Raw genomic sequence first — 13,303 nt, forward strand, 5'->3', positions numbered from 1 at the left:
CCGCGCCGCCCTGGCCGACCAGGGCGCGCAGGCCGGCGAGGTCCGCCGCGTCCTGCGCCTGCGCTACGAAGGCGCCGACGCCGAGCTGCCGGTCCCCCTCGGCCCGCCGGCCGAGGTGAAGGCCGCCTTCGAGGCTGGCCACCAGCGCTTGTTCGGCTTCATCGAAGCGAACCTGCCGATCGTCATCGCCTCGGTCGAGGCCGAGGCGATTAGCGAGGCGGGCGCCGTCCCTCCCCCTCGTGGGGAGGGCGGATCACCGCGCAGCGACGAGACGGTTGGGGCGCCGCCGGTCCCTCCCCACAAGGGGGAGGGTGAAAAGGACCGGACCCGCATGTTCTTCCACGGCGCCTGGCATGAGGCGCCGGTGATAGCCGCCGACGTCCTGATCGCCGCCGTCGAGGGCCCGGCGTTGATCGTCCGCCCCGACACCCAGATCGCGCTCGCCCCCGGTTGGACCGCGACGCCGGGCCCCGACGGCATGATCCGCCTGGACCAGGCCGGCCGCCGCAAGGCCGCCGCCCTGGCGCTCGACAAGCCCGATCCGGTCACCCTGGAGCTGTTCAACAAGCGGTTCATGGGCGTGGCCGAGGCGATGGGCGCGGCCCTGGAGCGCACCGCCCATTCGGTGAACATCAAGGAGCGCCTCGACTTCTCCTGCGCCCTCTTCGACACAGACGGCGGCCTGGTCGCCAACGCCCCGCACATGCCGGTGCATCTCGGCTCGATGGGCGCCAGCGTGCGCGCCGTCCGCGACCGCCATCCGCAGTTGAACCCCGGCGAGGCCTTCGCGCTCAACAATCCCTATGCCGGCGGCACCCACCTGCCCGACATCACCGTGGTCATGCCGGTGTTCGTGGAAGCAGCCGCTCGCCCCGCCTTCTACGTCGCCGCCCGGGGCCACCACGCCGATGTCGGCGGGATCCAGCCCGGCTCGATGCCGCCCTTCTCCCACACGCTGGATGAAGAGGGCGTGCTGCTCGACGCCCTGCCGATCATGACCGGCGGCGTCTTCCTGGAGGACGCCGTGCGCGCGGCCCTGACCGCCGGGCCCTATCCGTCCCGCGCGCCGGACCGCAACATCGCCGACCTCAAGGCCCAGATCGCCGCCTGCCAGGCCGGCGCCGCGGCGGTCAGCGGCATGATCGAGACCTTCGGGGGCGACGCCGTCGCGGCCTATATGGGCTTCGTCCAGGCCAACGCCGCCGCCTCGGTCCGCCGCGCGATCGGCAAGCTCAGGGACGGCGCGGCCCGCGTGCCGATGGACGGCGGCGGCGAGATCGTCGTGCGGATCACCGTCGATGCGGCGGCCGGCGAGGCGGTGCTGGACTTCCGCGACTCCGCCGCCCAGCTCGGCTCGAACTTCAACGCCCCCTCGGCCATCGTCGACGCCGCCGCGCTCTATGTGTTCCGCAGCCTGGTCGACGACGACATCCCGCTCAACGCCGGCTGCCTGGAGCCGCTGAAGATCCTGACCCGTGAGGGCTCGATGCTGGCCCCGCGCTATCCAGCCGCCGTCGTCGCCGGCAATGTGGAGACCAGCCAGCACGTGGTCGACGCGCTCTATGCGGCGCTGGGCGTGATGGCCAACGCCCAGGGCTCGATGAACAACTTCACCTTCGGCGACGAGACCCGGCAGTACTACGAGACCATCTGCGGCGGGGCCGGCGCCACAGTCGACCGGGCCGGGACCAGCGCTGTCCACACCCACATGACCAACTCGCGGCTCACCGACCCGGAGATCCTCGAGCGCCGTTTCCCGGTTCGGGTCGAGGACTTTTCGATTCGCCGCGGCTCGGCCGGCGCCGGTGCCCTGGCCGGCGGCGACGGCGCGCGCCGGCGCATCCGCTTCCTGGCCCCGATGGAGGCGGCCCTGCTCTCCACCCGCCGCGCCCATGCGCCGCAAGGGATCGGCGGCGGCGCGGCCGCCCTGCCCGGCGCCCAGCGTTTGATCGGCGCCGACGGCGCGGTAAAGGAACTGCCGGGCTGTTTTTCGCTTACAGTCGAGCCCGACGACGTCATCGAGATCGAAACCCCCGGGGGCGGGGGTTTCGGGGCCGCCGCCTGATCCAGTCTTCAACGAGGTTCCATGCCAGCGCTACTCATCGCTCTCGCCCTTCTGGCCGTCGATCAGGCCGCCGAGCCGGCCGCCGCCACGCCCGCGACGCCGGCCGGCGCCGAGGAGCTGCCCTGGCCGGTCGGCGCGCCGCACGACGATTACGGGCTGGTCTCCTGGTGCCACGGGGCGCTGAGCGGCTACCTCGACCTGCACGACCAGGTGATGCCCGAGGTCACCCGTATCGAGAGCACCTACCGGCCGCCGAACCGCCCGCTGGCCGAGGACCTCAAGGTCTACGCCGACATGCAGAAGCAGAGCCGCAAGGACCTGAAGGCGTTCGAGCGCGCCATCGAGGCGGCCGAGAAGGCCAGCATCCGTCCGCTCGGACCGATCGGCGCGGCGGCGATCAAAAAGGGCCAGGCGGTCTGGGCCGGCGCCCCGAACCTGACCAAGGCCCGCCTCGCCCAGGAGTGGATGAGCTGGTCGCTGCCGGTGCGCTGCGGCCCGACCGCCGAACGCCTGGAGAAGAACGCCAAGCTGCTCGGCGCCGCCTTCGACCCGACCGCCGGCCTGGAAGCCGCCGCCGCCCCCGAAGCCCGGCCCCCGGCCGAAGCGCCCACGAGCTAGGTCTCCAGCCAATGGGCGTCATCCCCAGGCCTAGGACAAAGTAGCGCCGCATACCCGCTCGATAGTCCGGCCGCGGACCGCTATGGTTTACGCCTAGGTCCCGGCGGGGGCGCCTCAGCAGAGAGATCGGCTTGCCGACAGTCGCCTTTGTCAATCCGAAGGGGGGCGCGGGGAAGACCACCGCGGCGCTGCTGCTCGCCCTCGGCCTCGTCGAGCGCGGGCAACGCGTGGCGATGATCGATTCCGATCCCAACAAGCCGCTGGTGCACTGGGCCTCGCTGCCCGGCCGGCCCGACAAGGTCAGCATCCACCCCGCCCCCACCATGGAGGACATGCGCGACGCCCTGCGTGAGGCCCAGCGCAAGCAGCCCGACTGGCTGATCCTCGACACCGAAGGCTCGATCCGAGGGGCGATGGCCTTCACGACCATGCGCCTCGACCTTGTGGTCACCCCGCTGGCCGCCTCGCAGCTCGAGGCGATCCAGGCGATCAAGGCCGCCGAGATGGTCACCCAGTTCGGCCGCCGGGCCGGGCGGCCCCTGCCGCACCGCTGCCTACTGACCCGCGTGCCGGCCGCCCTGCGTCCGCGCTCGCTGAAGGAAGTAGTCGCCCAGCTGCGCACCAGCGAGATCGAGATCCTGCCGACCGCCCTGATCGAGAAGGAAGCGTTCCGCACCCTGTTCGCGGTCGGCGGCGGCTTCGACCAGCTGGCGGCCAGCGGCGTCAGCGGCGTCCCCGCCGCGCGCGCCAACGCCGAAGCCTACCTCGGCTCGGTCCTCGACCTGCTCGCGAAACCTACCGAAACGTCAAACTAGGGGCGCGGGCGACTGCCCCCGCCAGCGGCGTTTTTGTCGCCACAGGACGTTTTAATCCCTCATTATGTATGCAATCGCGGCCGCCTGGACGAATTCGCGCTCCCTGTGGCTTGGAAGCGACATTTTCGGGCAGCAAGGAAGATTCGACGCCGATAGCAAAATCCAACTCTGATTTTTATGAGGAAAATGCCATCAAATTCGAATCATAGGTACGTTTTTGCGTTTACGCCGAAAATTTGAACGCTGCTTTTTGAATAACGCCATTCGATTACGTCGCAATAGCGTCGTTATTCTTTCCGTGACGGAAAAGAGACTTGCACTTCCGAGCCTTGGCCGCTTTCTCCTGCGCCACGTTAAGACGTCAATTTGACGTATAACGCTGTTATATTAGGGGAAACGTATGTTGCATTGTAGGTACCTCGCAGGAGCCTCCTCCCTCGCGCTCCTGGCGGTCCTCGGGCTCGCCGGCCCTGCCAGCGCGCAAGACGACGCTACCGCGGTCGAAGAAATCGTGGTCACCGGCTCGTTCATCGCCGGCTCGCCCGAAAACGCGGCTCTGCCGGTCAACGTGATCGGTCAGGATGAAATGCAGAAGCAGGGCTCGCCGACCACGGTCGACCTGCTGAAGTCGATCCCGGCGGTGTCCGGCGTCCTTGGCGAAGCCAACCAGTACGCCGCCGCCCAATCGACCGGCGTGGGCAACGTCAACCTGCGCGGCCTCGGCGCCGAGCGCACCCTGGTGCTGATGAACGGCCGCCGCATGTCGATCTCGCCGGGCGCGATCTACGTCGACACCAACATGATCCCGACGGCCGCCATCGGCCGCGTGGAAGTGCTGAAGGACGGCGCGGCCGCGACCTACGGCTCCGACGCCGTCGCCGGCGTGGTGAACTTCATCACCCGCAAGAACCTCAACGGCCTCGAAGTCTCGGGCAACTACTCGTACATCGACGGCACCGACGGCGACTACACCCTGAGCGCCGCCTACGGCTGGCAAGGCGAGAACGCCGACATCCTGCTGACCGCCGGTTACCGCAAGCGCACCCCGCTGCCGGTCACCGAGCGTGACTTCGCGATCCGTTCGCTCACCGACAACCCGCAAGGCGGCTGGTCGAGCTTCGGCAATCCCGGCACCTACCTGACCAGCGGCAACGGCGGCGTCACCTACACCAGCGCGCTGCAAGATCCGGGCTGCGCCACCATCACCGGTCCGGGCTGCCAGTTCCAGTTCATCGGCTTCAACAACCTGATTGAAGAAGAAGAACACTGGCAGCTGTACGGCGAGATCAACTTCGACCTCACCGAGAAGACGAAGTTCCACGCCGAAGTGCTGTACGCGGCCCACGACGTGCCCCAGGAACACTCGTCGCCATCGTATCCGCCGAACAACTTCCCGACCTCGGCGCTGACCGGCAAGGTCCAGCCCAACGGCTTCTTCATCCCGGTGAGCAACCCGGGCCTGCAGGCGCTGCTCGGCCAGATGACCCCGGCCCAGGCGGCGGCCGCGGCCAACGGTCTCTTCACCTCGATCGCCTGGCGTCCGATCGGCGTCGGCGGCAACGATCTGTTCGGCGGCGGCGCCAAGCACGACCGTCGTTACTTCGAGACCTACCGCCTGTCGGCCGGTCTGAAGGGCGAATTCGACTTCGGCGGCGGCATCGGCTGGGACGCGGCCGTCACCTACATGGACTCCAACTCCGACGTGGCGACGTCCGACATCCTCGTCGGCAAGCTGCAGCGCGCGATGATGGGCTTCGGCGGCGCCAACTGCCAAGGCACGACCGCCGGCGCGAATGGCTGTCTGTGGTTCAACCCGTTCTCGACCGGCGTTGAATCCAACGTCATCGACGGCCGCACCAATCCGGGCTACGTCGCCTCCACGGCCAACAGCCGCGAAGTGCTCGACTACATCTTCGGCGAGTACGGCTACAAGCAGCGCTCGCGCATGTTCACCGCCGACCTGGTGTTCAACGGCGAAGTGGGCAGCGTCGACTTCGGCGCCGGTCCGCTAGCTTGGGCCGCCGGTGCTCAGTACCGCTGGAGCGGCGTGGAGCGTCAGAACAACGACGACACCAACATCGCAGTCAGCCCTTGCGCCGACTCGTCGGTGAACCCTGGCGCGACCTGCGTGGCTCAGAACGGTCCGTTTAGCTTCTTCGGCGCCCTGGCCGACTACGACCTCGACTACTCGGTCGGCGCGGCCTTCGTCGAAGCCCAGATGCCGTTCACCGACACCCTGACCGGCACCCTGGCGGTTCGCTACGAGGACTACGGCGGCAACATCGGCGCCACCACCAATCCGAAGGTCGCCCTGAAGTGGCAGGCGACCGATTGGCTGGCGTTCCGCGTCTCGGCCGGCTCGACCTTCCGCGCCCCGCCGCAGACCCAGATCGCTCCGACCGCGACGACCAACTTGTCGTACACCACCGCGGCCGGCGGCTATCGCGCCTATGACCTGTGGGGCAACCCGAACCTGGAGCCGGAAAAGGCCAAGACGCTGAACCTCGGCGCTCTGTTCGACTTCGGCGACTTCCGCGCTTCGGTCGACTACTGGTCGTTCGACTTCGAAGGCCCGATCCGGTCGGAAAGCGGTTCGCAGATCGTCAACGCGATCTTCCCGAACGGCGCGGCCGGCGCGAACAACTGCGGCAACGCGGCCTACGCCGCGCTGCAGAACCGCATCTCGTTCAACGGCGCCTGCTCGGCCGCGAACATCAACCGGGTCCGCCACTACTTCGTGAACGGTCCGGACGTGAAGACCAGCGGCGTTGACTTCTCGGCCAACTACTCGGCTCGCGACGTCTTCGGCGGCGACATGAATTTCGGCGCCGACGTCACCTACGTCATCGAATACGTGGTCGCTCAGAACACGATCGAAGGCATCGTCACCGCGCCGGAAACCGACTACGTCGGCACCATGGACTACCTCGGCTACGGCTCGCAGCCGCAGTGGAAGGGCAGCGCCTTCGCCGAATACAACCGCGGCGACCACAACCTGCGCTGGACCGTGCGTTACGTCGACAACATGGTCGACACCCGTGGCGGTTCCTCGACCTTCGCGACCAACCAGAACGGCCGCAAGATCGACGCTTTCATCACGCACGACCTGGCCTACCGCGTGTTCCTGCCCTGGGACACGACCCTGACGGCCTCGGTCATCAACGTGCTGGACGAAGATCCGCCGTTCGCCCGTCTCGACCTCAGCTACGACCCGTTCACGGCGAACCCGCTGGGCCGGTACTACAAGCTGGGCGTCACCAAGAAGTTCTAGAGGTCTTCCCCCTCGAGAACGCTGACTGGGGCGGCTCCTACGGGAGCCGCCCTATTTTTTTGACCGCCCGCCCAAGCAATTGCCCGCGCCCGAAAGCGCAGGCAGAGTTTCGGCGTGCAGTTCAGGCCCCTCATCGCAGCCTCCTTCGCCGCCGCCGCCCCGGCGGCGGCCGAGCCCTGCAGCTTCGAAGTCACGCCGCAGTTTAGTCGGGATGTCGTCCTACCCGCGGCAGCGCGCGTTCTCGGCCATCAAAGCCAGCGCTGGGATCTGAGCGCCCCCGCGGTCTTCATCGACGGCGCGACCGTGAAAATCGTCTTCGCGATGCGCCCGGATGCTGCGCTGCTTGATCCACCGTACTTCGTGATCATCGCCGAGGCCTGCGGCCGGGGCTCCGTTCGATCCGGCCTGCAAGACTGGGACGTAGCCACAGGACTTCGCCCGGCCCCGGCTGCCGACAGTCGCACGGGATACCTGAACTAGCCGGCGGTCAGGCCGGCAACCCGGCGGCCACCCGCCGCGCATAGCAGGCGTCCCAGAAGGGTTCGCCGCCGAACCGCTCGATCAGCAGGTCGGTCAGGGCCCGGACCTTGGCCGGCATGTGCGCGGCCGGCGGCGGGCGCACCACGTAGAGCCCCAGCGGCGGGGCCGGAAAATCCAGCAGCAGCGGCAGCACCTCGCCCTTGTCGATCGACGGCCCCACCAGGAAGGTCGGCAGCATCGCCACCCCCAGCCCGGCCGCCGCCGCGGCCAGGATCGCCGGGCCGTTGTCGGCCTTGAACCGCCCCTCCGGCCGCACGGTGATCGTCCGCTTGCCGTCTTGGAAGCGCCAGACCTCCGAGCCGGCCATCACCGCCGGCAACCGCTCGAGCTCCTCGGGCCGCGTCGGGACGCCGTGCGCCTCCAGGAACGCCGGGCTGGCGATCGCCGCGGCCCGGATCGGGGCGATCTTGCGCGCCACCAGACTGGAATCCTCCAGCACCCCGATCCGGACGGCCACGTCGTAGCGCTCGCCGATCAGGTCGACGAACCGGTCGCTGTAGGAGACCTCGACCTGCAGCTTGGGGTGGCGCACGGCCAGCTCGGCCAGCACCGCCGACAGATGGGTCATACCGAACGACAGCGGCGCGGAGATGCGCAGGGATCCGACGATGTCCTCGCCGCGCTGGGCCAGGTCGTCGCGCGCCGCCTCCAGTTCGGCCAGCACCCGGTCGGCCCGCTCCTTGAACTCCAGCCCCGCCTCCGTGACCGACACCCCGCGGGTCGTGCGGCTCAGCAGCTGGGCGCCGAGCTCGGCCTCCAGCCGCGCCACCCGGCGGCTGATCATGGACTTCGACAGCCCCAGCCGCTGGCCGGCGCGGCCGAAACTCTGCGCCTCCGCCACCTCGGCGAAGGCCTGGATGTCTTCGAGGTCGAGCATCGAGCGTTCCCAATCGTGCAACAATCTAGTGCGAAATATCGGTCTACTGTTGCACCCTTCAAGGGCTCACTTCTGTCGGCGTTGAATTCACTCACGCCTTGGAGGGCGCCTTGACCAACATTCTGGTTCTTAACAGCAGCGTCAGCGGCCAAGCCTCGATCTCGCGCCTGCTGGTCGCCGACGCCGTCGCCGAGCTGACCGCCCGCGATCCCGCCGCCCAGCTGGTGTTCCGCGATCTGGCCGCCGACCCGATCCCGCATCTGCTGCCCTCGACGGTGGCCGGCGTCCGCGCCCAGCCCTCGACCCCTGCCGAGCACGAAGCCCGCGCCCTCAGCGACAAGCTGATCGCCGAGCTTCGGGCCGCCGACGTGATCGTCATCGGCGCGCCGATGTACAACTTCAGCGTCCCGACCACCCTGCGCTCGTGGTTCGACCACGTGCTGCGGGCCGGCGAGACCTTCCGCTACTCCGAAGCCGGCCCCGAGGGCCTGCTGACCGGCAAGAAGGTGATCGTCGTCGAGAGCCGCGGCGGCCTCTACAGCGAGGGCCCGGGCCAGGCGCTGGACTTCCAGGAGCCTTACCTGCGCCAGCTGCTCGGCTTCGTTGGCCTGACCGACGTGACCTTCATCCGCGCCGAAAAGATCGGCTACGGCCCCGAGGCCCGCGACCAGGCGGTGGCCGACAGCCGCGCCGAACTGGCCCGCCTCCCGGCCTGACGTCATCGGCGTTCGCGCCGAGACGGAGGAGGACCGCCCCTATCGGCCCAGATGGGCGGTCCTCCCCGTCACACCTTTCGTTGCATGAACACGCGCGCGGTCTCGTCGAGGCCGCGCGCTTCGTGTTCGGCCCGGATCTTGGCCAGGCCCGGCGTCAGGTGCTCGACTGGCTCAAAGCCCAGCCGGGCGTAGTACGGGGCGTTGAACGGCACGTCCTTGAAGGTCGACAGCGTCAGGGCCGGCCAGCCCCTCGCCCGCGCCAGCCCCGCCACCGCCTCCAGCAGGCGCCCCCCGATCCCGCGCCGCGCATGGCTGGGCGCCACGTCAATCTGCTCGACATAGGCGCAGCCCTCGAGCGGCCGGAACATCACGAAGGCGACCGCAACCTCGCCGTCGGCGGCGACCAGCAGCCCGCCCGTCCCGATCCGTTCGGCCAGGGTCCTGGCGTCCGTCGGCTCGTCCTCGGCGAGCCAGGCGCGGTCCGTGCCGAGGAAGCGGGTCGCCGAAACGCGTTCGATCTCGCGCACGCGTTCGATCTCGTCGGCGCGCGCAGGGCGGATATACATCATCTGAAGGTCCGGTCAGGAGGGATCGGCGCGCGCCGCGCAGGCGCGCTTGCAGGCGGTTCGCGAAACGTGCGCGTTCAGGCCTTCAAGGATCGTGGTCTCCAATCGGCTCGCCCAGGCGGCCCCCGCGCATTACATAGGCCAGACGAGAGGACGCCGCCATGCAGACCCCCCGCCTGATCTACTTCGCCGACCCGATGTGCTCGTGGTGCTACGGCTTCTCGCCGGTGATCGCGCAGATCCGGCGCACCTTTGGCCGCGCCCTGCCGATCCAGCTGGTGATGGGCGGCCTGCGCCCCGGCAACGACAAACCGACCACCGAGCAGGCCAAGACCGAACTGAAGATCCATTGGGAGCACGTCCACGAGGCCACCGGCCTGCCGTTCGACGACGCCGTGCTCGACCGCCCGGGCTTCCTCTACGACACCGATCCGGCCGCCCGCGCCGTCGTCCGCGTCCGGCGCGACGACGGCGAAAAGGCGGTGCTGTTCCTGGCCCGCCTGCATCACGCCTTCTACGCTGAGGGGCTGGACGTCACTCAGGCGCAGGTCCTGGCTGATCTCGCCGCCGAGTTCGGCGTCGACCGCGACGCCTTCCTCGCCGACTTCGAGACCGACGACCTCAAGCACGAGACCTGGAACGACTACGCCACAGCCCAGCGCGCCGGCGTGACCGGCTTCCCGACCCTGGTCGGCGGCCCGAACGAGGAAGGCCACTTCGGCATCGTCAACCGCGGCTATCAGCCGGCCGCCCCGGTGCTGCAGGTTCTGCACCAGTGGCTCGGAACCGAACCGGACCCGGCTACTCCAGCGTAAAGCCGACCTTCAGCAGCACCTGGTAGTGGGCGACCTTGCCGTCCTCCACGTGGCCGCGCACCTGGATCACTTCGAACCAGCGGATGTTGCGGACCGTGGCGCTGGCCTTGGTGATCGCCGTCTGGATGGCGTCTTCGACGCTCTTGGCCGACGAACCGGCCAGTTCAAGGATCTTGTAGACATTGTCGTCGGCCATGGCGGATCTCCCTTTGTCATTGAAGGGAGAACGGACCGCACCATAGCGAGGTTGCGGCCGGACGTCGCTCGCGCGGCGCCCGGCCGTCGCGGCTCAGAACTTATAGTCGATCCCGATCCTCAGCAGGTTCGCCCGCACGTCGGCCTCGGTCGTGAACGCCGCATAGCCGTTGGGCGTCACCCACGAGGCCCGCACGTCGCCGAAGTCGGTGTAGATCCACTCGCCGCGCGCCGACAGATTGTCGGTGAACGCATAGGCGCCGCCCAGGCCCGCGGCCCAGCCGGTCTTGGTGTCCTTGTCGCTGAAGCTGCCGGTGTTTCCAAGCGCCCGGTTGTCGGCGTAGCTGGCCTTCACCTCGACCTGGGAGACGGCCAGGCCCGCGGTCCCATAGATCATGTACGGCCCGCTGGCCCAGCCGATCCGCGGCCGCAGCGTCCAGACCCAGTCGGTGCTGACCTCCTGGCTCACGGCCGCGGTGATCGGCGGGTTGATGACGGACGGCAGGGTGTAGGCGTTCGTGCGGCTCTGACCGATGTCCATCCAGCCAACGTCGGTCTCCAGCCCGAACACCCAGCTGCCGGTCTGGTAATTCAGCCCGCCCTGGATGCCTCCGGTGAAACCCGTGTCGTTGTCGTCGTCGGCGATTGGCGCGTTGAGCACCGCGATGTCGCGCGGATCGATCGGCGCCGCTCCGTTGCCGCGCTCGATCTTGGTCTTGATTGAGGTGTCGCCCCAGCTGGCGCCGAGGTTGCCGCCCACATAGAAGCCGGTCCAGTCATAGTCCTGCTGGGCCAGGGCCGAGGCGGGCGCGAGCAGGCTGGCGCAGCCGGCGGCCGCCAGAACAAGTTTGAGAGACATCACTAGCCCTTCTCGTTTTCGGGTGACGGAATTCACGCTCGGTCGTCTTGACCGCCACTGGCGAAGGGTCGCCGGGATCGAGCTGGGCATCGGTGTGCATCAGCGTTCGATGGCGTGGCCGAATGGGATTTCGGCCCTGTCATTCTGGCGCCGCGCCCCCTCGCCGCACAGATCGGGTCGATGCCCGATGGCGCGCTCAGGCCCAATGCAGAAGGGGCGCGACCCGCTGTCGCCCGCCGCGCCCGTCCGCTGCCCGCAGCTCAGCCGGGGAGCTGGTCCAGAAAGCCGGTGACCGTCTTCAGCCGCCCCTCCTCGACGCGCACGTAGTCGGTGCCCTTGATGGGCGCATCGGCCGCGCCGTCCGGGCCCAGGCCCCACGAAAAGCGCACGTGCTCGCCATGGCCGTCCGGCTCGCCGATCAGGGCGAAGCGGAAGCCGGGGAAACGCTCCTGCACCCCGGCGATCAGGGCGTCGACCCCGGCGTGGCCTTCGACGGCGGCCATCGGGTCGACATAGACAGCGTCGCCGGTCCAGGTGTCGGCGATCATCGCCCGCCGGGCGGCGACGTCGGTCTCGTTCCAGGCGGCGATGTAGATTTCAGCGATGTCTGCGGCGGTGGTCATGGGTCAGCTCCTTGTTGACGCCCCCACCTTGCCGGCCGCCCGACGGTCGCGCGATTACCCGTCAGGTAACGCAGCGCGCGCCTTGCGAAACCGACCGTCCAACGCCTAGCGTCGCGGCAAAGGGAGACGCCGGGCATGGAAAGCCACATCCGCACTATCGAGTATCACCGCGACGAGGCGCTGCACGACGGGGCGCTGGTGCTGCCTGACGGCGCCCGCGAGCCCCTGCCGGGCGTGCTGGTGTTCCACGGCTGGGAAGGCCGTTCCGAGGGCCAGGAGCAGTTCGCCCACCGCCTCGCCGGCCTCGGCTACGGCGCCTTCTGCGTCGACCTGTACGGCAAGGGCCAGCGCGGTTCGACCCCGGCCGAGTGCGAGGCGCTGATGACGCCGCTGGTCCAGGACCGAGCCGAGCTGCGCCGGCGGTTGCTGCATGTGATCGAGGTGGTCGCCGCCTTGCCCGAGCTTCGCGCCGACCGGCTGGCGGCGATCGGCTTCTGCTTCGGCGGGCTCTGCGTGCTCGACCTCGCCCGCGCCGGCGCCCCGCTGAAAGGCGTGGCCAGCTTCCACGGCCTGTTCACCCCGCCCGGCCTGCCGACCGTCAGCCCGATGGAGGTCAAGGTCGCAGCCTATCATGGCTGGGACGATCCGATGGTCCCGCCGGCCGACGTCGTCGCCCTGGGCCAGGAGCTGACCGCCGCCCGCGCCGACTGGCAGATCCATGCCTTCGGCGGCGCCAAGCACGCGTTCATGAACCCCGGCGCGAACATGCCGGACATGGGCATCGAGTATCACGAGGCCACCGCGCATCGGGCTTGGACCGCCATGGCCGGCTTCCTCGGCGAAGTGCTGGCCTGATGATCAAGCTGACCTTCGCCCTCGTCCGCCGCCCGGAACTGACCCGCGAGCAGTTCCAGGACTATTGGCTCAACACCCACGCCCCGCTGGTGGCCAGTGTCCGCGACGCCTTGCGAATCCGGCGCTACGTGCAGTTGCACAGCCTGCCGCTGGAGGCTTCGGCCGCCCTGCGCGACGTCCGGGGCGGGCCGGAAGGCTTCGACGGCGTCGCCCAGCTCTGGTGGGACAGTTTCGAGGACATGGCGAGCGCCGAGCCGCACGCCGCCCGGGAGGCCGGAGCGTTGCTGCTGGAGGACGAAAAGCGGTTCGTCGACCTCTCGCGTTCGCCGCTTTGGTGGGGCCACGAGCACGTCATCTTCTGAGGCGGCGCAAAGAAAAGGGGGGGTGCGGCCCACACCCGAACCCCCCAACAAGCCAGTCCCCACACCCGGACCACCTCCCCAACAACAGCGCCCCGACGAAACCAATGCCCCAATAACAACGAACCA

The 13,303-nt window shown here is 68.8% G+C and carries 14 protein-coding genes; 9 read left to right on the forward strand and 5 right to left on the reverse strand.

Annotation, left to right across the window (positions count from 1 at the left end; translation table 11 throughout):
* The 5 genes from OUA97_RS19080 to OUA97_RS19100 form a co-directional block, all read left to right on the forward strand.
* The coding region (locus tag OUA97_RS19080) for a hydantoinase B/oxoprolinase family protein (protein WP_267233619.1) at positions 1–2,065 on the forward strand (2,065 nt) is incomplete at its 5' end.
* 21 nt (positions 2,066–2,086) lie between these two features.
* Entirely contained in the window at positions 2,087–2,683 is a 597-nt protein-coding gene (locus OUA97_RS19085; protein ID WP_267233620.1) for a hypothetical protein, read from the forward strand.
* Positions 2,684–2,814: 131 nt separating this feature from the next.
* On the forward strand, positions 2,815–3,498 hold the full coding sequence (locus OUA97_RS19090; protein WP_267233621.1) for a ParA family protein: 684 nt from the start codon (positions 2,815–2,817) through the stop codon (positions 3,496–3,498).
* 511 nt (positions 3,499–4,009) lie between these two features.
* Positions 4,010–6,769 (forward strand): TonB-dependent receptor, encoded by a 2,760-nt coding sequence (locus tag OUA97_RS19095; protein WP_267233622.1) that lies wholly within the window; start codon positions 4,010–4,012, stop codon positions 6,767–6,769.
* A gap of 114 nt (positions 6,770–6,883) precedes the next feature.
* Entirely contained in the window at positions 6,884–7,249 is a 366-nt protein-coding gene (locus tag OUA97_RS19100; RefSeq protein WP_267233623.1) for a hypothetical protein, read from the forward strand.
* A gap of 7 nt (positions 7,250–7,256) precedes the next feature.
* On the opposite strand, the gene OUA97_RS19105 is transcribed toward OUA97_RS19100, so the two are convergent.
* The gene (locus OUA97_RS19105; RefSeq protein WP_267233624.1) at positions 7,257–8,186 is read right to left on the reverse strand and encodes a LysR family transcriptional regulator; all 930 of its coding nucleotides are present in this window, start codon (positions 8,184–8,186) and stop codon (positions 7,257–7,259) included.
* Positions 8,187–8,296: 110 nt separating this feature from the next.
* On the opposite strand from OUA97_RS19105, the gene OUA97_RS19110 reads away from it, so the two are divergent.
* Positions 8,297–8,902, forward strand: a complete 606-nt coding sequence (locus OUA97_RS19110) for an FMN-dependent NADH-azoreductase (RefSeq protein WP_267233625.1) — start codon at positions 8,297–8,299, stop codon at positions 8,900–8,902.
* A gap of 68 nt (positions 8,903–8,970) precedes the next feature.
* Here OUA97_RS19110 and OUA97_RS19115 read toward each other — a convergent pair whose 3' ends face one another.
* Positions 8,971–9,471 carry a GNAT family N-acetyltransferase gene (locus OUA97_RS19115; protein ID WP_267233626.1) on the reverse strand — a complete coding sequence of 167 codons (501 nt, stop codon included), beginning with the start codon at positions 9,469–9,471 and terminating at the stop codon, positions 8,971–8,973.
* A 158-nt stretch (positions 9,472–9,629) separates the two neighbouring features.
* Here OUA97_RS19115 and OUA97_RS19120 point away from each other — a divergent pair, with 158 nt between their 5' ends.
* Positions 9,630–10,283, forward strand: a complete 654-nt coding sequence (locus OUA97_RS19120; RefSeq protein ID WP_267233627.1) for a DsbA family protein — start codon at positions 9,630–9,632, stop codon at positions 10,281–10,283.
* On the opposite strand, the gene OUA97_RS19125 is transcribed toward OUA97_RS19120, so the two are convergent.
* The 3 genes from OUA97_RS19125 to OUA97_RS19135 form a co-directional block, all read right to left on the reverse strand.
* A complete protein-coding gene (locus OUA97_RS19125; protein ID WP_267233628.1) occupies positions 10,270–10,479 on the reverse strand; it encodes a dodecin in 210 nt (69 codons plus the stop codon). The genes OUA97_RS19120 and OUA97_RS19125 overlap by 14 nt on opposite strands.
* Positions 10,480–10,572: 93 nt before the next feature.
* Entirely contained in the window at positions 10,573–11,337 is a 765-nt protein-coding gene (locus tag OUA97_RS19130) for an outer membrane protein (protein ID WP_267233629.1), read from the reverse strand.
* Positions 11,338–11,597: 260 nt separating this feature from the next.
* A complete protein-coding gene (locus OUA97_RS19135) occupies positions 11,598–11,960 on the reverse strand; it encodes a nuclear transport factor 2 family protein (RefSeq protein ID WP_267233630.1) in 363 nt (120 codons plus the stop codon).
* Positions 11,961–12,095: 135 nt separating this feature from the next.
* On the opposite strand from OUA97_RS19135, the gene OUA97_RS19140 reads away from it, so the two are divergent.
* Both OUA97_RS19140 and OUA97_RS19145 read left to right on the forward strand, forming a co-directional pair.
* Positions 12,096–12,815, forward strand: a complete 720-nt coding sequence (locus OUA97_RS19140; protein ID WP_267233631.1) for a dienelactone hydrolase family protein — start codon at positions 12,096–12,098, stop codon at positions 12,813–12,815.
* Positions 12,815–13,177, forward strand: coding sequence for an EthD domain-containing protein (locus OUA97_RS19145; RefSeq protein WP_267233632.1), 363 nt, complete (start codon positions 12,815–12,817; stop codon positions 13,175–13,177). Before OUA97_RS19140 ends, OUA97_RS19145 begins: the two co-directional genes overlap by 1 nt.
* The last annotated feature ends 126 nt before the right edge of the window (positions 13,178–13,303 follow it).

Origin of the sequence: Phenylobacterium sp. 58.2.17, from assembly GCF_026411515.1 — a bacterium.
In the GTDB taxonomy this organism is placed as follows: Bacteria; Pseudomonadota; Alphaproteobacteria; order Caulobacterales; family Caulobacteraceae; genus Phenylobacterium.